The following is a 24,139-nucleotide window of genomic DNA, read 5'->3' on the forward strand; positions in this document are numbered from 1 at the left end:
ATCAATCATTTAAATGTTCTTTGCGGCTTGTTGCATAATTTTTCCACTTTTCAATCAGCGCATGAAGATCTTCTGGCAATGATGCTTCAAAATATAATTTTTGATGAGTAACCGGGTGAATAAACCCAAGAGATCTGGCATGCAGAGCAAGTCTGGGCATAATTTCAAAACAATTATCCACAAACTGTTTGTATTTGTTGAAAATGGTACCTTTCAAAATTCGATCACCTCCGTATTTATCGTCTTGAAACAAAGGATGCCCAATATATTTCATGTGAACGCGTATTTGATGAGTTCTACCGGTTTCTAACTTACATCTTATCAAACTCGTATAATAATAAGATTCAATCGTTTCAAAATGAGTGACTGCATGTTTCCCTTCCAAACCTTCGGGAAAAATGCATTGCCGTTGCCGGTGTTTTGGATCCCGGCCGATATTCCCTTCGATTCTTCCGGATGGAGGATCCGGTTCACCCCAAACTAAAGCAATGTACTCCCTTTCGATCGTATGGTCAAAAAACTGCTTTGCCAAATGTGCATGTGCAAATTCTGTCTTTGCGACAACCAATAAACCTGAAGTTTCCTTATCAATGCGATGAACGAGACCATAGCGATGTCGCTCCAGCAATTCATCCCTGGTTTTATGATTGTTCAGATGGTAAGCAAGTGCATTGACTAAAGTGCCTGATTTTACCCCAGCTGCAGGATGCACTACCATGCCGGAAGCTTTGTTTACGATTAACAACGTATCATCCTCATAAACAATATTCAAAGAAATATCCTCGGGAATAATATCAGTTGAATCGTGAAAAACTGGCATTTTAAATTCAATTTGGTCACCACCCCCAATTTTATAGCTGGCCTTGATCAATTTTTGATTCACCTGGACGAGTCCTGCTAATATGGCAGCTTGAATCCGGCTCCTGGACACCTTGGGTATTCTATTTGCCAGAAATTGATCAATTCTTTGACTAGACTGCCCTAGATCAACTTGAATTTTAATGATTTCAATCAGATCTTCGCCAGACTCCAAAAAGTCCGTTAATTCTTCCATACTTTTGCTCAACTTGATTAATCTATAATTTATGGATGTAAAATTCAATCACATAGAGTCTCTCTGTGCTTCAGAGCCAAAGTTAAGCAATTCCACAGAAGCACATCAAAATCCGATTTTTGCGAGTTCGACTTTTAAATTTGAAAGTATTGAGGAAGGCATGGAAATCTTTCAGTCACAGCCTGGCAAACATGTTTATACCAGGTACGGAAATCCCGGTATTGAATCCGTAGCGCAAAAAATAGCAGATTTAGAATCCTTTGGGACGAATTATAATGCATATGGATTATTAACGAGTAGCGGAATGGCCGCGTTATATGTTGCTTTGACATCTATCACAGAATCGGGCAATCTTTTAATAACACAAGGAAATCTATATGGAGGCACAACTGAGTTACTTCATAAGATTATAACAAAGCACGGAATTCAAGTTTTAATATTGGACCTCGCAGATGAGTTTGCCTTAGAAACCGCATTAAAGACTAACGAAGGATTAAGTAAAACAATATTGGTTGAAACGCCGTCCAATCCTACTCTCCAATGTATTCATTTAAAATCTATATGCAAGCTTGCCAAAAAATACGATACTAAAATTGTAGTCGATAATACTTTTGCTACACCTATACTTCAACGACCCTTAAATTTTGGAGCAGATGTAGTTATTCATTCTACTACTAAATATATTCATGGTCATGGCCTTTCCACAGGCGGTGTGGTTGTTTGCGCTGAAGAAAAACTACACAAAAAAGCATGGGAAATCATGAAATTGGTAGGATGTAATTCCAATCCTTATGATGCCTGGCTTATCAATACGGGAATGAAAACACTTTCCTTGAGAATTAATCAACAAAGCAATAACGCACATTTTCTTGCTCAAAAACTACAAAACCATTCGAAAATAACAAAGGTCAATTATCCAGGACTCGAATCTCATGCAACGCATAACATTGCAAAGGAACAGATGCATTTATTCGGTGCAATGTTAAGTTTTAGTGTTGGAAGTACATTAGAAGATGCTAAATTATTTTGCAATCGCTTACATCATTGCAGCCTTGCACCATCTTTAGGAGAGACTGACACCATGGTGCTTCACCCAGCTTCAATGTCGCATTTGAAAGTACCATCAGAAATTAGAAAACAATATGGAATTACGGACAATCTCATCAGATTATCAGTGGGCCTTGAGCATCCGGAAGATATTTTAGCAGATATTGAACAGTCAATTGCTGTTATTTAATACTGCGATTACCTAATTCAATCACCTCTGCATTTCCCAAAAAATTTGGTTTTATTTCAATTCTAATCATGGTACGCACCTGGTGAAAACCCGAAATACCAACAGCTCCAGGGTTTATGTATAACAATTTAAATTTATCATCGAAGGCTATTTTTAAAATATGCGAATGGCCACAAACCAGTATATCAGGACGATGCAATAAAATTAAATCTCGGGCCTGACTCGTGTAGTTTCCCAGTTTACCAGCAATGTGTATCATGGCTATTTTTTTATCATAAATCTGAAAAACTTCGGTTTCAGGAACAGTTGCCCGTATGTGTCGGTCGTCAATGTTTCCATAAACCGCTCGCAATGGTTTAAAAGATTGTAATTGATTTAATATAGCTTCATTTCCAATGTCTCCGGCATGCCATATCTCTTCACATTCAGCAAAATATTTAAATACTTTATCATCCAGAAAACCATGCGTATCTGATAAAATGCCAATTTTCATGATTTTTTGATTCGTAAAACAATTTTTCCAAATTGTTCGCGATTGCTCATCCGATGAAATGCCAAATCAGCATTCGTTAAATCATAAACGGAATCAACAATTGGGACCATTTTTTTTTCATGAACCCAATTTAAAAATTCCTGAAAATCCAAAGGAGATCCCATAGTACTTCCAAGCAATGATATTTGTTTCCAAAATAGTTGTTGTGGAATCAAATCCTGAATTTTCCCTCCGGTCCCTCCATAAAAGCAGATTCTTCCACCAGGATTTACAAGTTTCATAAGTTTATTTACAGAATTTCCTGCATAAGCATCTACTATCAGATCAAATCCGTTGGGGTTAATAGACAAGAGTTTCTGATCCCAGTCTTCTTCTGTATAAAGCACCCCTTCTGCTGCACCTAAAGCTTTTGCTTTTTTAATCTTTATCTGATCTGATGATGTTACAAAAGTTTCAAGACCCAGTTCTGTAGCCAATTGCAATATGAATAGCGCCACTCCCCCGCCAATGCCCGTCACTAACAATCGTTCGCCAGGTTGCGGATTACATCTAACTTTTAAAGCCCTGTAAGCAGTGACTCCGGCAAGTCCTATAGATGCTGCTTCCGCATCATCTAAATGCGTGGGTGCCATATGCAGATTGGACTCCGGAACGCTCACCATTTCAGCAAAGCTGCCATCTTCTGGCAAACCTAAAATTTGAAATGTCTTTGCTTGTGCCTTTTGGTCAGTACCCCAATAGAATCCTGGATTTATAATTTTACGCGATTCATTTGCATATCCACTGGCATCCGAACCTGGTATAATAGGATACTTGAGTCCCGCGTATTGGCCCTTCATAATCCACACATCGCGGTGGTTTAGAGCGGAATGAGATACATTCAATTTTACAAATCCCTCTTTTTCTATAGGTTCCGGTAAATCAACCAACAATGGAGCGGATCCCAATTCTTTAAGTTGTATGGCTTTCATCGTATAAATATAAAAAAAAAGTGCCCTTACGAATAAGGACACTTCCCTTCATAAACCGATATAAAAATTTCTAATTGTTGAGTATCAATTTTTTAACTCCTGAAAAATGACCCGTTTCCATATGGTAATAATACATGCCGGGCCCTAAAAGGTCTTGTTTTGAGATCTGAATTTGATTTCTTCCTTTTTGAGCAACGATTTCAATTTTCTTAATCAAAGATCCTCCTAAAGTGTAAAAACTAAAAGATACATTTTGCAACTCCGGAACGGTGAATGAAATTACTGTCAAATCACTAAATGGATTAGGTTCATTCTGATGTAATTGAGTGGTTGCGATTGCCTTTTTAGTGTTTCTTTCGCGCAAATTGATGCTCATAAGCTCCAATTCATTTGTATAAGCTTCCGGAGATAATAAGTCGTTTCGCAATGTAATACCTTCTGAAACTTTAAGTTTCGCGTGAATTTTGAAATTAAGATAAAATAAAACACCTTCTTGATTCGAAACTCCTTGAGCCGAATTCCAACTAAAGTTTAGTACTCCAGGTATTGCTTTAGAAATGGCCACATGGTTATCTTGTAAGTCCAAATTTGCGGTTTGTACGCCGATGAATTCCATTTTATCTACAGGATACATGGCACTAAACTGAAATCCACTAAGCACTCCGTTCCAACTTCCGTAGACGGGTATTTTTCTTACACCGGGTTCTAAATTAACATCTGCATCCAATTCTAAGTAAAATTCTTCCGAACTTCTTTGTTCAATTCCATTTGAAAATTCAGTGGTTTTAGCACTTAAATTTACATCACCGGATTTGATAGCCATAAAGTTTGCTTCCTTATTCTCTCCTATTAAGTTCGAAAAATCGTAATGTGTTTTCCATGGTGCATTTAACCAAGGATTATCAATCTGATCAAAAACAGTCTCATGTGTCAAGAAATTCCAGGAAGGAACTCCTTCTTTAAATTTATCTGTGATTCCAAGAATTAATTTTCTAATCTCAGAAATATCAGCAGCTGTAACATTCTGTGAATTGTTAACATCCGCTGCTATATACTGATAAGCTGAGGTGAATTTCTGAATTCCTAATATGTGTTTTTGAATCAAAACAATATCTGCAGTTGAAATTCCATTATTGATGTCATCATCTTTCCGCGGTCTTACCGTATAATTTTCACCTTCTGGTAAATCAAGAAACATATAATTTCCAGACTTTTCTGAATTGATAGAACCAACGGTTAAACCATCTTTTAATAAATCCAAATGGGCATTTTGTAATACAGCCTGATTGCTGGTTGAAACAAGGCCGCTGATCAAACCACCATTTGTAAATCTGTTAGGACATGCATTTCCATTATCCTGCAATATTAATTTCGTTTTGCAGAAAGTCTGGTTATTCCAGAGGTCTGTGATATAAATGGTCACATCAATCGTATCTGCAATGCCATTATCTATATCTGCGCAAGTATATGTTCTGACAGAATCGGAGATTGAACTGCTAAACGAAAACTTTAAATCCTTCTTAGCAGTACAGTTATCCTCACTTTTATCGTCAAAGTATCTTGCAGAAACTTCAATTCTTCCATTATTAGGCATCACAACAGTTATCAACCCAGGTTTGCAGAATGGTGTAGGTGCCTTGCAATCATTAATTCTGATAATCTGGATACATTTTCCAGCATTACCACAAGAATCTGCAGCTGTCCACTCTATTCTGTGAACACCAACTGGGTAGGTGCCACTTGCATTATTTCCAGTTTGTGAACTGCCAAATGTTCCTGAACTATTTAGATCTACACGATAAGACCAAATAAGTTTATTATCATCCGTACAATCGTCTGTTGCAGAACCCACTAAATTGAGATTTGCATTGCAGCTAAAATCATTAGCACAAGTATCTCTTGCGGCACAAGTTGCAGAAGAAATTGTTGGAGCCATTGTATTTCTAACATAAATAATCTGCTCTCTATTAAAAACTCCAGGTGAATTCGGATTATTTACATCATACAGACACCAGGCAATAACGCGCCAATGTCTGATAATTTTAAGGCAAAATCCGCCAATATTGTAAAAACGTTCATCTGTATATCCTGCAATTGCATTTCCACAAGGTCTTACTGGAAAAATTGGTTTTCCTGCAAAATCAGGATGCGCATCAGAAGCTTTACAACCATTGACTGTAATATCATCTGGCCAGTTTATTTTATTAAAGGTAAGTGGATCATTATCTCTAACCGTAATAGATTGAGGGCAAGTACTGGATAATCCACCCAATGATGTTGCTTTCCAAATTCTACGTATTGTTCCGACACCACATTTAAAATTTAAAGTATCATCAACATATGTAACATTTGCATTTGCACATGTGTTGTTAGCAGTCGCTCTTCCCAATATATTGAGATTTGATAAGTCTGTACCACAATTTACAGTGATATTCGGAGGGCAACTGATCGCCGGTGGAATTTTCTCCTGTACGGTAACAGATACCATGCAATCATTATAGTTTCCGCTGGCATCCCAAACTCTAAAAACTACCATATGAGGATTCTGAGCTAAGTCTGCACAACAGAATGTAACTTTAGATCCAAAGTCTGTATTTCCTGGAACACCACACCAATCCTGCATTCTTCTCACAGCCATAGAATCCAACTCGCAATTGTCAATGGATCCATTATCTAATGATGTTGCAAAAATACTGGCAATACCTTGCTCATTTAAACTTACAACTGTATGTTCATCACAGATAGCCACAGGCTGTAAATTATCTTCAATAAGAACTTCTACCCGACATTTGGTAGAATTACCACAGGCATCTGTTACCACATATTGTACCCATGTGGTGTCTTTTGGCAACCCTGTAATAATTGCATTTCCATTTCTATAACTAATATTATCAGTCCTGTAATTTCCGGCTTCGGGCATTCCATCCGGACCTGCAAGTTTGTACTCAACGGTAAACGTTGTTGTGTTACAATCGATGATTAAATCCGGTGGTGGAATCGTAGCAGTTCCTGTGCAGGAATAATAGTCCATTGGAAATTTAATATAATTCTGACTGCAGGAAACAATAGGTGCTTTATGGTCAGTTACTTTAATAAACTGAACACGTTCTTCCAGTTGGCCTGTACACCAGTCAAAAACCCGCCATGTGCGCAATAACTTAAATGAATTACCACATACAGGTATCCGGATATCTCTATAAGTAACTGCTATATGGTCGCAATGTACATTTGTTGGGTAACCAGTTCCTTTCCATTTTACACTGCCATTTGAACGAAGTTCATCATAAGGTGATGGATTGCCATTATCTAAAGCATTCCAACCTGCCGGATAGGGACCAATTGCAGGTTCAATACTATCGCACTGCAAAGCGGGCAATTGGAAACCATCGTAATTTAAAGGCCAATTAATTAAGCCAATCGTGGCTTGAATAATGTATATAGAATCTTTGCAAGTAGTTTTATTACCCTTACAATCTACTGCAGTCCAGTTTCTTTCAACTTGCGCATAATACCTTGCATTACATCCATTCTTAATATAAACATCATAATAACACAATTCAACATCACAACACAAATCAAAATCTTCAACGATATAACATTGACTTTTGGTTGCATGCGCTGTTACATCAGCGCTTGGCGGCAATGGAAATCCAATGGAATCTGGAGAATAATCATCATCGCAGCCTACTAAATATGGACTTGGATTACACTCCAAAAGAGGAATATACTTGTCTTCTATAAATATCCGCCCCCAGCATGAAATACCTGAGCATATATGTCTGATATGCACTTTAAGTACTTGCCCAAGATTAGCATAGGTGACGACATTTCCTGCCATAGGAACATTGTTTGTATTGTAAACGGTAACCTGAAAGGCATCAGCAGGATATTGCTCTCCTTCAAGAATAACCCCCGGAGTAATAACAGCCCGACAATTTCCATCAAGACTTACATTTACAAGGTCATCACAGGCCATTGCAATATCTCCTTCAACAAATACTTGTTGAAAAATAGTTGTAATACCATCAGTAAGTCTAATCTGGAACGTACCCGGTACCAAACCCCACGAAATCGTAAAGGAATTGGTCGGCATAACGGGAACTGGATTAAAACTACCACCACCTAAAATGCTTACAGTCCACGGACCGTTTGCAAAAGTGTAAGCAACAGTAGCTCCAGGGCATACGCTCGTGTCTCCACTTACGTATTGTGCTTTAAGTTGCGAAGTCAATCCGAACGCGATAAAAAAGATACAAGCTTTAACAAGTACCAAATTTAACCTGCGGGTGAAAAGGAAGGTTTCCACAAGATTCGTAATCCTCTTCATAATTTTCATATTTTGATGTAAGAGATGTGACATAATTCTAAATTTATATATCAGCTTAATAAAAGTTTAATTTTGATTTTTAAGGTGGGCTTTCATCCGGGAACATAAATGTTCCCGGAATCAGCCTAATTACCCAAGAACCGTTTATTTTAAAATGACCATTTTCCTCATGGATTGATAGCCATTAACATCTAATCTATAATACAATACTCCATCACCTTTTAATTCATCAGAAGTCATAAGCAATGTATTCATACCTGGTTTTGCAGGGATGGTATACGCATTTAACAAATGTCCTGATAAATTGTAAACATGTATTTTAGCTATACTTGCAACCGGAACATTAAAATAAATCATGGTTTCATCCATAAAAGGATTTGGTACGTTCTGGAATAATGCATAACCATGTACATCTCCGGGTTCACTGCTGTTTCTAAACAACAATTCTATCTTTTTATCTTTTTCAGGATGGTAAGACTCAGCTACCATAACATTATGATTCATACGCAATGACCCCGCGTGAATATTTCCGTTTTGATTGGCTTTAAAAACCATTTCAAAAAGGACATCTGTTGCATTCAGATTTACAGTTTCATTTTCATTCCAACTCAATCTTATTTGACCATCATGGTATCTGTAATGATCTTTGGTCAATAAGATAGCACCTGGCAATATGTCTACTAATTCAAGTTCATTTGATGAAAGCTCTAAAGCGAATTGCATACCCATGACGGCAGATTTTTCAAAACTCTTAACCTTTACTTTCACCAATTCACCGGCCTTATAATTTTGCTCACTGATTTCCAAAAACATAACATCTCTTGATCGAACTGTTTGACTTGCAAAACCTGTGTTTGCTTCACCGGTTACATCTCCAGTTTTAATTCCAATAAAATTTAAACTTGATTGGTTTTGTGACATTTGGTCAATACTCAATTTTGTGGTATAGTTCATAAAATCATCCATACCAATTGGCGTATTTGCATCCACAAAATTCCAGGATGTGTTATCTTCAAATTGATTCTGCACTCCTAAAATTAACTTGCGCAACTCAGAGATATCACGCGCTGTAATGCTACCAGATTTGTTCACGTCAGCTGCAATTAATTTATAAGGTGTATCCATAAGTTCCAAACCAAGGATATGCCTTTGAATTTTGACGATATCCTTCGTGGTAATTCCGTTCATAGGATCCATGTCATAATTTGCAGTTATTTTATAATCCTGGTACATTTGGAGATCATTGAAAATATAATTTCCTGATGTACCTGTTATTGCTTGCTTTATAATGCCATTGTTGTCTGAAACAAATACAACGACTTCAGGTGATGGATTATCATTATAACCTTTAATAAATCCTGAAGCTGATCCTAATGTGATCATATCAGGACACACATTAGAATTGTCTTGTAAAATCAATTTTGTTTTACATACGTCCTGATTACCTGCATTATCTGTAATGTATACATTCACCTCAATAGTATCACTAATTCCATTGGCAATATCCGCGCATGTAAAGACACGCGAAGAATCAGCTATACTAGTGGTAAAAGAATATTTTAATTCATTCGATGGAGTACAATTGTCCTCTCCGTATTGAATAAAGTCTTTTGCCCAAACAGTTACCGTTCTATTGTTTTGCATAAGCACCGTTACAAGTCCATCTTTGCAATATGGTGTTGGTCTTTTACAATCTTTTATGGTGATAAGGTAAGTGCAGGTTTTCGAATTTCCACACAAGTCTTCTACCGTCCAGGTGATGCGATGAATCCCGGCCATGAAATTAAAACTAAATCGATTTCGATTACTGTTTAAATCAGAAACGCCATCATTGTTTAAGTCTAAATGATAGGTCCACCTTAAATCACTTTGAGATGTACATAAATCCGTAGCGCTAGCTTCAAGGATTACAGATACTCTACAAGCTTCTGTAATACAAAATTCTCTGTCCGAGCAAGAACTGGTAAATGTAGGAGCTTCAGTATTATTTATTTTGATGACCTGCGTGCGATACCAAATACCTGTTCCATTTTGAGGATTGTAAGTACACCAATCAATAACAGTCCATTTACGAAGAATTTTAAAACAAACCCCCTCTACATAATTAAAAACAAGATCCTCAGATGATGCGATCGGTTGATTGCAAGCATCTTTATTTAAATAAACGGGTTTGCCTGTTATCGAAGGATCTGCCTGATCAGTACAACCGTTTAAAGTTGTATCACGTGGCCACACAATATCTTCATATCGAAACGGAGTTGGATCAACAACAGTAATCATCTGCTGACAAGAATCTCTTAAACCACCATTATCGATTGCAATAAACTCTCTGACAAGAGTTCCAAGATTACAAGAGTTTAAATTATTATATACTCTGGTTTGAATGGTAACATTACAATTATCTGTTGAAGTAGAACTTCCAAATACATTTAAGTTGGATAAGTCAGTTCCACAGTTTACAGTAACATTACCAGGACATTTAACATCTGGTGGAAGTTTATCCTGAATAAATGCTTCGACCATACACTCACTTGAATTGCCGGCTTTATCGATAACTCTTAAAACCATCATCACACCCCTGGTTGGATGTACATCATTGCAACAGAATTCTTGAGTTGCTGCAAATGAAGTAGTACCACAAGGCCCTGGGTTCATTCTTCTGACCCGGAATGTTACACTATCGCAATTATCATGACTGTGATCGTCAAAAACAGATGCTGGCACTGTTGCCCTACCTGTAGATCCTAATGAAATGACAGTTTTCTGATGACAAACTGCTACAGGTGGCGTATTATCCACAACTTCAATATCAAATTGACAAACGCTGTAATTACCACAACCATCCGTTATTGTATAATAGATCCAGTTACAACCCAATGGCATATCACTCACCTGAAATCTTCCATCAGGTAATTGCGTCACATTGTGTGTCGTGCCTTGACCAGGAACCGGTTTGCAGTTTGTTGGATCAATAGCAGGCAAATGTGTAACAGAATAATCCCAACCGGAACAATTTTCAATCACATAAGGAACCTTATGATCAACAATGGTTTGAGGAGTTAAATCCTGTGGAACCGGCAAAATTAAAGTGCCATCACAATTCCAAGGATTTGTATTAACTGTATAATTGCTTGGACAAGTCACTAAAGGTGCTCTGTCGTCTACTACTTTTATTTGTTGAATATAATCTATTCTAAAGGATGGATTACACCAATCCAAAATCAACCATCTTCTCAACAATTTATAAGTTCCCTTACAAACTTGAATGGTATCATCTTGAAAATCATATTGAATATTACCGCAGTAAATACCATTAGGTTTTCCGGTACCTGTAATAGTTGTGTCAGGAAATCCGTTTGGCAATTTAGTCCAGCTACCATTACATAATAAGTATGGTCTGTTACCGGGTTGTCCGTCATAATGCGGGGGCAATGTTATATCTGCTAAAGTACCTCTTCTTAAATCTATGGTATCAAAGCAACAAGCTTGATAACCGCCTGGATCTGAAGCACACCATTTGCGATAAATGGTAGCACTTAATTCGGGATTGCTACACTCATATTTAACTAAACTATCCTGATAAGTGAGATACACGATACCACACGCATCAATACCTGTTACAACATAAGGGTAAACATTCTGATTGACATTCATCAATGGCACTGGAAATCCCAAAGCTGCCGGTGAAATATCAGCTGAACAACTAATGGTATCGCGGACCCTACAGTTGAGCTCTGGCGGTGATTTATCTTCCAAGACGATATATCCCCAGCAACTATTATCGCAAACAATGTTTCGAACATTGACACTAAGTTTTTTGTTGATATAACTTTGATCTAATGGCATAAAGACTTGCTTCTTGCCATCAAATATGGTCACTTCAAAGAATCCTAAATCTGAACATTCAGCAATCTCGCCTTCCAAAATCATATCTGCAAGAATTTCAGCTTCACAGATACTATTTACGGATACCTGCACTTGATTGTTACAGACTAATTGGCAATTAGCCCAACAGTTGGGAATGATTACAAAATTGGATGTTACCGTTTCTAAGTTCGCAATAGGTGCAGTATTTGAAACCGTAAAACTATTCTGCAACTGTGCAGGCGCATTGATAGCATTTGGATCGATTTCCACCCTGATCTGATAGATAACTGTATCATTTACATTTCCTGCAAAAAATCCTGTACCATCAGTTAGGTTAGGATCAGAGGATCCATCGAAAAGTGGATTAATGACTCCGGGATTAGATCCAATCGTTGTAGAAACAACAATTGGCAAACCTACAACTCTTACGAATGCAGTTCCTAAATTTCCAGGTGCGTTCAGTTGATCAATCACAGAAATTCCAAAATACATTCCTGCAAACATTCCGCAAGCGTTTGTATTCACAACCTGCAACCTGTATATGGCATCAAAGTTTCCTGTGATTCCACTAGCAGGGGCTGCTACCGCAAGCAATGTTTTTTCAACCTGCAAACAGGTTTGCGCTTTCAACTGCATTCCCGACATCAGAAAACTGATTCCCAATATCGCGATCGTCAATCTACTAATTCGTCTTGTTAGTTTCTCAACACTAATACCGAAACAAAATGTCGTGTTCATTTTGGATAATTTATTCATTGTAAATATGTTTCATTTAATACATGACAATTTCTGAGATCCTCAAACGGTTCTTTCGAGGGTCAAGCATTGAGTTATAGTTTATTAAATAAGAACAAAGAGGGGGTATACCTTAAAACGCTTAATGTTTGCTGGTATGCTTTATTCTATGAGAAGCATTTTCCGAACAGATTTGTAATCTCCCATTTCAAGTTGATAATACAACAACCCTGTCCGGCTTAAATCTTCGCGTTTAATTTCAACAGAATTTAATCCTGATTTATAGTGATTTACTATTTTTCTAATTAATTTTCCATTCACATCCATGATGGTTAATCGCACTTCACCATCAACCGGTATATTGAATTTAATCTTTGTAACGGCATTGAATGGATTCGGTTGGTTTTGATATAAATAGAATCCTTTTGTAGATCCATTTTCGTCTTTGAATCTGAATTCGATGTTCAATTCATCTAATTGTTCTGTATAAGCTTCTGCTAAAAAGTCAGATGCTAATACGAGATTTCCATTCAGTTTACTTCTCTTTAAAGCATCAAATACCAGGTAAAACAAAATTTGGTTTTCCTGTAACGGAATCACTTGATCCCAGCTCAACTTGATGCGTTGTGTTGCAAAATCGTGCATATAATTAGCATCGTCGATGGGAATAACTCCAGATTCAATACCATTAAATTGCAAAACCGAAGCTTCATAATTAAAAGCCAACTGCATTCCTGACAATACGCCTGTTTGTCCTGCAGTTACAGGGATTCGTACTTGTTGGCGGGCAACAAAATCCAAATCCTCTACGTCGAGAACAAATGATTTTTTGGTTCTTTGTTCTACATTCTGCAAGTTGCTGGTGCGGGCATTTCCCGAAACATCTCCCATTTTTATGGCGATGAAATTATTATCCATTTTATCATTGGATAATTTGTCTATCACAGACTTTTCATTAAAAGGCCATGGATTGTTACTGTCGTTGAATTTCTGAGTAGCGGAAACAAATTTCCAGGATTTATTATCAGGAAATTGATTCGTAATACCCAAAATCAATTTGCGGAGATCTGAAACATCCTTCGCCGTAATAGAGGCAGAATTATTAATATCTGCTGCGATTACTTTATAAGGAGAATTCAAATTCTGTAGTCCAAGAATATGTCTTTGTATAAAAACAATATCCTGAGTCGTTACACCATTCAAAGGATCATCATCTTTTTGAGCGGTGATTGTATAATTTTCATTTAATGGCAATCCCACAAATGCATATTGACCATCTACCTGAGTTATCTCATATTTAGGCATATTTGGCATATTTGCATTTAGGGTCACCATTGCATTTTCTAATTTGCTATTGGCCTCATTGAAAATTGCTCCAGCCAGGTTGCCAGTGTTTCCACCTCCCAAATTGTCAGGACATGCATTACCTAATCCATCCTGGATGATCACTTTGGTATCACAATAGTCAGCATTACCTGCTTCATCAAAAACAAAGATGCTAACATCAAATGTATCAACAACGCCTCCCTCGATTTGCGGGCACGTAAATGTGCGTGTCACATTATTTGGATTTGCAGAAAATGCAAAACGCAATTTATTATTAGGTGTACAATTGTCCCTACTACCATGATCGAAACTGTTTGCCCAAATCGTAACTTGCCCACTTGATGGCATGATCACTGTTATAAGGCCGGTTTGACAAACTGGCGTTGGAAGTTTACGATCGATGATCGTAAAACGACGTATACATGTTGCACTGTTGCCGCATTGATCTATAACAGTCCATTTGATGCGATGAGTTCCTACTGGATACGTTCCACTGGCATTGCTTCCAATGCTTGAAAATTCAACACTTCCGTCATTGTTAAGATCGATTTCATAATTATAGAGTAATTGAGCAGGCAAACAATCATCTGATGCTTCTGCAAATAGGGTAGCAAAACCATTACAATCAGAATTTGTACTTTCAAAAAATAAGTCTGAACAAGGTGTTATAAAGTGAGGATTGATGGAGTTTTTAATTTTAATGACCTGGGTGTAAGTCCATCTTCCTTTACCAGTACTACTATTATATAGACACCAATCTACGACAGTCCAGGTTCTTAAGATTTTGAAACAAACATTTTCCACAATGTTGAATACTTGATCTTCAGATGTTGCAATGATATTAGAACAAGTCAAATTAGATGGCCAGCTAGGCTTACCCGTAATATCAGGACTGATGTCAGCATGACAAGCATGCGTTTCAATATGGTCTGGCCATACAATTAAATTTTTGCCATCGAAAGGTGTGGAATCAACAACTGTAATTTTTTGCGTACACCTTTGTTTATTATTGATGCTAAAATCATCATAAAAAGCAAACTTTCTTTCTATCGTTCCAAGACCACATGAATTTAAATTGTTATCAACACTGCTATCCACATGCAAATTGCAATCTTCAATGACTAATCCATCATATCCCCAATGTCTAGGTTGGGCATAGCGAGTATAAGTAGGATCATACAAAACTATGGGTCTTCGATCAAACTCAGCTGTTCTGTAAGAACCAAACACAAATAAATTTGCTTTATCAAATTCGCATGAAATAGTAATATCAGGTAAACAAGTTACAACTGGTGGTTTTTTATCCTGCACGGTTACGCGCACCATACACTCGTTTGTATTACCTGCTTTATCAACAACTTGTAATACTACGGTTAATGGATTATTTGGAATATCGTTGCAGCAGAACTCCACAAAATCTCCATATAGGCTATCATCTTTAATTGGATCTGGACAATTACCCGGATTCATCCTGCGGACTTTAAAATATCCCATCTCACAATTATCGTGCGAGCCATCATCAAATGTGATTGCATAAACTTTTGCAGATCCTGCATCTGTAAGCGTTACTACAGTTTCCAGATCACACACTGCGATTGGTCTTGTTTTTTCTTCCACAAATACTTCAGTAGCACAAGTATCCGCGTTTCCGCAACCATCATTTCCAATAAATAAAACCCATGATAATCCTACAGGAAGATTAAATATTTGATATTGCGTATTATTTAATTTTAATACACCGGCGGTTGTTGCTTCTATAGCTGAAGGTGGCGTATTCAAATCAGCTCCGCGCTTTACTTTGACTACCCAACTTACTGTTGAACACTCCGTAAAAACCGTTGGAATATTTAAAATTGCTTCGCCCTCACAAGTGTTAGGTAATGTTGAAATAGTAATATTATCTCCACAAACAATCTGCGGACCATTTTGATCTTCAACTTTTATAACTTGAATACAAGTGGTTTGTCTTCCTGTACACCAGTCGGCAACAATCCATTCCCGGAGTATTTTAAAAGTACCCGGACAAACATTCAAACGAATATCTGTAAAAGTAAAATCAAGATTTCTGCAAGTTGCGAAACTTGGCAAACCTGTGCCTTGGTATTTTACACTACCATTCGAATTTAATGAATCATATGGTGATGGGTGCCCATTAGGCAAAGCGTTCCAGGCTATTGCACCAAAAATAGCTTGCTTTTGACGGTTTTCACAAAGTAATATTGGATTTTGAAATCCATCATAATTCAATGGACAAGTAATAGCACCTATATCTCCCACCCGGATTAAAATGGTGTCTGTGCAAGTAAATTCATTTCCATATGAATCAGTTGCTATCCAGTCTCTGAAAACAGTATCTATATATAAAATAGGCGGCGGACAATCAGCATGTACAATGCGATCTGAATATGTAATAATCGTAGGACCACAATTATCTACCAAACTGTTGGTAGACCGATATCTTTGAACTCCAATTCTCGTTGGGTTAGGAGCACCAGCAGGCATTGGAAAACCAATATCTTCAGGTTCATATTCTTCATCGCAATCAATGGTATAAGTCTCACATTCTAAACGAGGTTTTAACTTATCTTCTACTAACATATAGCCCCAGCATGTATTCCCGGAACAAACGTGAATAACTTCCACAATAAATTCTTTGCCGATGTGAGAAGCATTGAGATAAGGGCTGCTTTGGATAGGCAGATTGGTAATTTTGTCTTTTATGACTACGATATAATCGAGACTGTCATAAATACCTTCCAGTATTAGACTTGGATAAACGAATCCTGCGCAATTTTCATCCAATGAAAAATGTATTTTATCATTGCAATCCACCTGCGGAGCAAAACGACTGGACACATGTACATTAAATGTGTCAGCACAAGCTATATCTCTTCTAAATATCAGTTCGTAATTACCAGGCAGAGTGTAAAATATTTCGAAACCTGGAAATCCAGGTGTCAAATTATTTATAATTACACCTATTGCTGGACTTACCAGTAATTGGTAACTACTTGCACCAAAGTAAGGATTGATCAGTAAAGTGTCATGATCGCCTACACATGCAATACCAGGTACTCCTGTAAGTGGAGAAGGATTTCCACAGGGTTGTGCGGAAACTTCACTCCAGATGGGGAAGCATAACAGTATCGCTATCATCTTTAATCTTCCGATGCCTCGACTTAATACTGTTGTTAGTAATGGTTTGTTCATAATCTTATGTTTATAAAATTCGTTTTTGCCTATAGTCATACATCCCATGCCCATATGGCATGACCTATATCACTATTGTGAAATATTGGGTGGGTGCTATTATGAAAGGATCTGAGTAACTGAATGCTCAAATATTCCATTACCCATTAATTGCAAGTAACATTCCAAAAAAGAATCAAAAAAGATTAGGTTTAGAAGAGATTTTAATGTGAAAATATTATAAAAATATATCAATTGTTAATCATATGAATTACAAGATTTTACACTTAATCAAATAATTCTATGGGTAAAAATAATTTATATAATAAATGATATTCCCCAATTGACTTGAAGCCAACATAAAAAAAAAGGCACCAATCCTGCGATTAGTGCCTTTTCTAAAATATTGAATTTTTTATTATAAGATCTTATAAATCAACATTATATCACTTATTTAAGCATATATGTGCGATTTAATAGATCTATACTTACTCAGTTATGAGCATTCTTCTCGTTGCTGTATGACTTGTTGCATCCAGTTGGTAATATAAAACACCGCTTACATTAATATCGGATTTGTTCAATATAAACTTGTTTTCGCCTTTATTGGATTGGAGTTCATAAACTCTCAACACTTTTCCGGAAACGTCATAAATACTCAATTTGGCCATTCCAGCTTCAGGTAAAGTAAACTTGATCAGTGTTTCTTTAAGGAATGGATTCGGTGTATTTTGACTCAATTCAAAAACTGCGGTTCCTTCCAAACCTTTCTCAGTTCTAACTCCTAATTTAACGTCCTTGATATGGAGAGATCCGTCATATGCTTCTGCTTCGGTTATATCAGAATTTATGGCCAAAAGGCTGCTTGCTTTCGCAGTTGCTTGGGCTCTAAATACAAGAGTAAATAAGATTTCATCAGAAGTTACAGTCATTGGATTTTTACTATTCCAGCTAGTTGTAAGAATTCCATCCTGAATTCTATTCGTTCCGAAATTGGCTTCATCCAAAGCCAAAACTCCAGATTCCAAGCTTTCAAACTGAAGCACACTCCGATCAAATTTTAAAGTAAACTGGTAAGCTGAGATATTATTAAAGTTTGAAGCTCTGAATGCAACCCGATACAATTCACCTGCGACCGTATTTGCGTCATCAATGGTTAACTGCAATGCATTTGATCTAGTAGTGCTACCACTAAAATTTCTACCTCTTGCACTGTTATTAACATCCCCCATTTTGACAGCCAGGAAGTTCTCAATAACTTCCGTTGGTGTCTGAAGTGGAACTACAGACTGACGAGGAGCGTTGTAAGGTACTTTAGGATCAACAAACACATAAGAACTTGGCACAAACGTCCAGCTTTCACATTTTGAAAACACATTGCTTACTCCAAGAATCAACTTCCTAATCTCGGAAATATCAGATGCTGTTACGCTATTGCTAAGATTTACATCCGCTGCAATTATTTTGTATGGTGTGTTTAATTCTTCAATTCCTAAAATATGTCTTTGAATCTTAACGATGTCTGCTGTAGATACGCCATTTGAATGATCATCATTCCGGTTTGGTTTCACAACATACTCTTTTGACAATCCATAATCCAAATCTCCAAATAGATAACGTCCGTTTGTAGAAGTCGTCATGTGTTTTTTCATAATAGTTGACTCAAACAACTGAACTTCTGCATCCTGAGTTTCTTCACTGCTGAGGGTTCTAATCTCACCGGTGATTTTACCAAAAGAGCCTACATCCGGACAAACATTATGTGGATCCTGTATAACAACTGTAGTTTCACAACAGTCTCTGTTGCCTTCCTCGTCTTCAACACATATCGTCACAGGAATGATCAACTCATCGTTGACTCTGTTATTTACAAAATCATCACAACAAATCGTCATACTGTCACTGTTAAAATCATCAAAATAAATTCTGAGATCCTGAGCTGCAGTACAATTGTCAAAACTTCCGGCATCCAAATCCTTAGCCCAAATCGTAATGCAACCATTAACCGGCATGACCGTAGTAATAATGCCTACATGACAATAAGGGGTAGGTGCTTTGCAATCTTTGATTTCAAACAATTGGCAATTGGCGGCAATATTTCCACAACCATCTTCCACATACCAACATATTCTATGAATTCCGATTGGATAGGTACCACTTGCATCGAAAGGATTCAGCGCGTTATCTGCCAGCGGGTTATGAACTTTTGTAGGAGTTCTTCCTGCAGCATATTCTTTTTAGTCAATGGACCCACTGCATAATCAAATCCAGAATGTTGTCCTTTTCCATCATTGTTGATGTCTATCTTGTAATCATAGAATAACCAATCCAAAGGACTACAATTATCTGTTGCATCCACTGTAATGCTTATATGTCCATAACAAACATTTTCAGCAGTATTTTTGACAGCTGGCTCGCAATCGCCCATGGTAACTGTAATTTCAGGTTTATCAGTATCAGATACTTTAATGATCTGTAGATACTCCCATCTTCCATTGATTGGATCCAAGCTTGGGTCATATTGACACCAATCAATGACAACCCAGGTCCGCAATACTTTGAAACATGCCTGAGGTTCTATGGTAAATATTTCATCATAGTATTCGATGCTGATCAAAGCACACAAATCATCTGAATTGTTCTCAACGATTGGTCTGCCTAATAATGGATTATCCGGGCTCAAATCCGCTCCGCATCCAACTATAGTAGTTGCCTGCCCAGTGCAATTACCCGGCCAGGTAATATCATCATCAGGATCGCAATTATCTGTTCTATTGATATAAAATGGATCGCAGTCCACAACCCAAATAGTTTGAGTAGCCGTTACGCTAAGACCATTAGGTCCTCTGGCAACAACAGTTCTAGTCAATTGTCCCTGCCCGCACTCGCGGTTGTCATTAACGGATATGCTAAAGTTGGTTCCGCAGGCACCTAATACAGTTCCATCAAAACCCCAGGTCAGTTCATATTTGCGATCTGCATGTGCTGTGTCAAACAACACTCGATAATAATCGCAAGCACGGTTCCATGCAGGTGGATTTGAAGGTGGAGCACCAGGAACGAATCCTGGGTATCCGGTAATGTCATTGCGGACGCAATAGTTATAACATACGAGATCTTTTGTTACGACTTTTTTCCTTGCACTCAAATCATTGACCACTCTACCAAAAGTTGCATCATTAGGATCGTCGAGGTTCTCAACATCAAACCAGAACCAGCAGCTCACAACGATATTTGGTGGTGCAACTACTGTAGGGATACTTTTATCTTGAACTTCTACTTCAACCATACAATCGCTAAAGCGGTTGAATAAATTACCACCTGGGTTCATTCTGCTTGGTGCGATAGGTCCCACTCCTGGCTCGCGATCAAACACGCGAACAACAACCATTATTCTATTTCCTACATCACTGCAACAAAATTTCACATGGTCGTCAAAATAAATTTGGTTACCATCAAGTATTGCATTGTCATCACCATTAATACCAGAACAATTTATTCCATTATCCGCCTGATTCGCATTGCTACCATTGTTGGTACCTCTGAGGTGTTCCATTCTAATGGCTTTAAAGAAAATATGAGGGGCACAATTATCAAAACTTCCCTGATCTAAATCTTCTGCAAATACTTTTGCAAAATTTTCGGTGGGAGACTGATTTCCATTAATACTAACAACTGTTCGTTGATCACATACAGCAACCGGAGGCACGTTGTCTTGAACATTAACTGCAACGCGTTTTTTGGTAATATTTCCGCAACAATCTTCTGCAATAATATATGCATTCCATATGCCTACTTCCATATCAAGTATAAGGTAACCTGCGACATCATTTCCCAAGACGGTTCCTGTTTCTGATTCTACACTATAATGCAATTCATTACTGCAATTATCAAGTAACCATGGTGCTGGAACGTCCCATTTTCCGGTACATGTCCATACATCCATATTTACAATTACGGTATCTGGATAAAGAACATCTGGTCCTTCTTTGTCAGCTACTTTTATAATTTGGTTTACGCCTCCAATTTCACTTGTGCACCAATCTAAAACGGTCCACTGTCTTATAATTTTGAAACAGCCTATAGGGCCTGCATCACAACCTGGTGTTGCCAATTCAATGCGAATATCCTGGAAAGTGATACCCATATTTGAGCAATCACCACCAGAGGGAAATCCAGTTCCAGCCCATTGAATCACTTCGTCAGGTCCCCAACAAACAGGATTTGTCGGTCTCCAGCTGGGATGTGCTGGCCAATAAACAGGGAATGGACTAGGATGACCAATATAGAGTCCGGTATCAATACAATTCCATCCTAAAGTTTTAGGTAATCTTTCTCCGGCAAGATCTCCATTTGGGCTCGGTAAAAATCCACCAGTTGCAAACCAATATGCTGAATCTAATAGATATCCATCAACGCAATATGGGGATGATAAGTAATGCGCCGTATAATCTTTTGTAGTGTTTATTTTTCCGTCACAACTAAGTGAAGATTCTTCAAGGTCATCAAAATTCAAAGGAACGTCTACAGAAGCAATTGTTGCGAGAGCTACTGTAATAGTTTGTATGCAACTACTTCTATTGCCATAGCCATCTTCAGCAGTCCATGTTCTAACTATGATCTCTTCGTTGCCGGAAGCACAACTTCCTTGAGTTACATTATCCTTATAGGATAAGGCAAAGCCACCACAATTTTCTACTACAGATGGAGTCCCCATAAATTGCGGAGAGGTTTCGGAAGTTCCACAAGTGATGCAAGTATCTCTTGCACATGTAAGACGGGGTGCAATTTTATCTTCAACGGTAGCATGTCCCCAACAGGAATTGCCTGTGACAGGATCTCTTACTGTTATTTTTATTTCACGCCCGATATCCTGAATTCCTAATTGAACTCCGGGTACATTGGGCTGACGATCGATGATCACATTTGTGATCCAATCTCTAAGTTCCACAACGTAGTCATCGAAACATTTATAAGGACCACCGGCGAGTACTTCATCCGCTGACACGGTTGCAAAGCAATTTTCGTCTAAGCTGATTTGAATTTCATCTTGGCAAGCGAGATGTTGAACAGTATTTAAATATTCATTTACGCATACATCAAATGTACAAGTAGCAATATTTCCAGCGGCATCTGAGGCCTCATAACAGAGTGTAGTACAACCGATTGGAAAGAAACAACCTGGACCATATGGACGACCACATGTTTGGCGAACAGCGATCATATTATCAGAAGTAGCGTAGATAATATCTCCAACATAACCAATTGGACGACAAGCGCCTAAGTGGCCAATTGAAGCTGCTGTATTTGAAGAAATACCACCCGCGATAAGTCCAGTATTTATTTGCATGAGGCCATTACCAAATGGACGACCGGCATTACATGAACCGAAATTCGGTGAAATCATCTCAAATCGCGTACCTAATCCTCCGCCGATAAACAAACCTCTTGTTTCACCTGGTTGTAGAAATAAATTTGAGGTCCTGGATGATCCAACATTTATTACAAAAGTTCCATCACAATTAAATATAGTGTCTCTTGATGGGGTTCCGGCTCCTCCCATATATAAAGTATCTCTGGCAGGTGCAGTTACAGGCAAAGCCCGAATACCATCTGCTGCTGTTGTTCTTTTCATCAAAGTCCATAAAGCTTTTGGTGACACCCCATTACAGCCTTGAGATGCCGGATTATTGTTATATCCAGTCAATCCTAATTCCCAAGGTTGTCCGATCGCATTTTTAGCATACACTTCAAATATCGCTGCTGTACTTGTAACACCTGCACAACCAGCAGAGAAAGAACTTATAAACCCAATAATAGCAACTTGTTGAGGTGTATTATTCGTTACATTAAAAATAAAGCCTGAAGGATTAACCGCATCATATCCACAGAAAGTAAATCCGGCATTACAACCCACTGAAGTAGCCTCATTTACGAAATTATTTGTCGGACAATCATCCATCGCCATAAAAGGAGGTGCATCCCAAGTGGCTTCGCATTCACCGGGACCTAAATTGATAATTACAGCTTTAGGACAACCTACTATCACTGGAGGAACATTGTCACCTACGGTAAGTGATTGTTTAGCAGTAATTTCTTCACAGGTATATTTATTAATACTGAACCAATTAATCTCATGAGTGCCCTCTGGAAGACTTACTAGTCCACCGCATTCATTGGTTTGATCATTAATAGCACGAATATTAGACTGGGGAATTGTCAATTCAATATTGACCCAGTTTTCACCACAAAAAGGATGCTGAAATCTATTGGTCACTAAAGAGTTAGGTAAAGTTCTCCAATGAAGACCTCCCTGAAGCTGCGTATTGTAATCGCAAAATGACATCGTACATGTAGCTACTACTGTTTCACAGTCGGCACCACCTACTCGACAGATGATATTTCCATATTCATCAACGAGTACGATATCCTCAAAGGGACGGGAACTTAAGTCTCCGACGGCAGTCATTTTGATGGTTACATCTGCACAACCAGCTTCCGGCGCGTCGTTGAAGTTCACCTGCATGGAGTCCAGATGCCATTCTCCGGAACCTACTGGAAATTCAATAAATTTGAAATCCACATGCTGATTTACTTTAACAGGTGCCGCATTAGGGTCAGGCCAACAACCGCATTCAGGCGCTACTAACTCAGGACATGCCAGTTGTATGGCAGCCAAACAGGCACCAACACCAGCCCCCTGTGGAGGAAAAGCAGCAAATGCGCAAGAATTGCCTTGTGCGAAAGCCATGTTTAGGCTTGCAATTAATCCAATTAGAAAAAATAGTGTACGTTTCATGAAATGGGTTATTCGGTATTAAAAATTCGTCTTTAAATTATTTCGTGCCAAGCACAAACCCGAATTTTCATAACTGCAAAATGCAACGACTGCATTTCCAAATTTGTAGATACAAATCCGCAATTGAGCTTTAATATTACA

9 protein-coding genes are annotated in these 24,139 nt (G+C 37.9%); 1 reads left to right on the forward strand and 8 read right to left on the reverse strand.

Annotated elements, in window-relative coordinates:
- Window position 1 precedes the first annotated feature (1 nt).
- Window positions 2-1,054, reverse strand: a complete 1,053-nt coding sequence (locus IPM92_07315) for an RluA family pseudouridine synthase (protein ID MBK9108186.1) — start codon at window positions 1,052-1,054, stop codon at window positions 2-4.
- A gap of 31 nt (window positions 1,055-1,085) precedes the next feature.
- On the opposite strand from IPM92_07315, the gene IPM92_07320 reads away from it, so the two are divergent.
- Complete coding sequence (locus IPM92_07320) at window positions 1,086-2,291, forward strand: aminotransferase class I/II-fold pyridoxal phosphate-dependent enzyme (protein MBK9108187.1); 1,206 nt, start codon at window positions 1,086-1,088, stop codon at window positions 2,289-2,291.
- On the opposite strand, the gene IPM92_07325 is transcribed toward IPM92_07320, so the two are convergent.
- The 7 genes from IPM92_07325 to IPM92_07355 form a co-directional block, all read right to left on the reverse strand.
- A complete protein-coding gene (locus IPM92_07325; GenBank protein MBK9108188.1) occupies window positions 2,284-2,787 on the reverse strand; it encodes a metallophosphoesterase family protein in 504 nt (167 codons plus the stop codon). The two genes, IPM92_07320 and IPM92_07325, sit on opposite strands and share 8 nt — an antisense overlap.
- Window positions 2,781-3,755 (reverse strand): zinc-binding dehydrogenase, encoded by a 975-nt coding sequence (locus IPM92_07330; protein ID MBK9108189.1) that lies wholly within the window; start codon window positions 3,753-3,755, stop codon window positions 2,781-2,783. The genes IPM92_07325 and IPM92_07330 overlap by 7 nt, the downstream gene beginning before the upstream one ends.
- A gap of 70 nt (window positions 3,756-3,825) precedes the next feature.
- Entirely contained in the window at window positions 3,826-8,115 is a 4,290-nt protein-coding gene (locus IPM92_07335; protein MBK9108190.1) for a T9SS type A sorting domain-containing protein, read from the reverse strand.
- Between the two features lie 111 nt (window positions 8,116-8,226).
- Complete coding sequence (locus tag IPM92_07340; GenBank protein MBK9108191.1) at window positions 8,227-12,687, reverse strand: hypothetical protein; 4,461 nt, start codon at window positions 12,685-12,687, stop codon at window positions 8,227-8,229.
- Window positions 12,688-12,846: 159 nt separating this feature from the next.
- A complete protein-coding gene (locus IPM92_07345) occupies window positions 12,847-17,220 on the reverse strand; it encodes a hypothetical protein (protein MBK9108192.1) in 4,374 nt (1,457 codons plus the stop codon).
- 467 nt (window positions 17,221-17,687) lie between these two features.
- Window positions 17,688-19,316 (reverse strand): T9SS type A sorting domain-containing protein, encoded by a 1,629-nt coding sequence (locus IPM92_07350; protein ID MBK9108193.1) that lies wholly within the window; start codon window positions 19,314-19,316, stop codon window positions 17,688-17,690.
- A 56-nt stretch (window positions 19,317-19,372) separates the two neighbouring features.
- Entirely contained in the window at window positions 19,373-23,998 is a 4,626-nt protein-coding gene (locus IPM92_07355) for an HYR domain-containing protein (GenBank protein ID MBK9108194.1), read from the reverse strand.
- Window positions 23,999-24,139: the final 141 nt, after the last annotated feature.

This window comes from Saprospiraceae bacterium (assembly GCA_016719615.1).
Lineage (GTDB): Bacteria > Bacteroidota > Bacteroidia > Chitinophagales > Saprospiraceae > Vicinibacter.

Coding starts and splice junctions, on each gene's coding strand:
- IPM92_07315 (MBK9108186.1), bottom strand. CDS start 1,054: ATGGAAGAATTAACGGACTTTTTGGAGTCTGGCGAAGATCTGATTGAA.
- IPM92_07320 (MBK9108187.1), top strand. CDS start 1,086: ATGGATGTAAAATTCAATCACATAGAGTCTCTCTGTGCTTCAGAGCCA.
- IPM92_07330 (MBK9108189.1), bottom strand. CDS start 3,755: ATGAAAGCCATACAACTTAAAGAATTGGGATCCGCTCCATTGTTGGTT.
- IPM92_07335 (MBK9108190.1), bottom strand. CDS start 8,115: ATGTCACATCTCTTACATCAAAATATGAAAATTATGAAGAGGATTACG.
- IPM92_07340 (MBK9108191.1), bottom strand. CDS start 12,687: ATGAACACGACATTTTGTTTCGGTATTAGTGTTGAGAAACTAACAAGA.
- IPM92_07345 (MBK9108192.1), bottom strand. CDS start 17,220: ATGAACAAACCATTACTAACAACAGTATTAAGTCGAGGCATCGGAAGA.
- IPM92_07355 (MBK9108194.1), bottom strand. CDS start 23,998: ATGAAACGTACACTATTTTTTCTAATTGGATTAATTGCAAGCCTAAAC.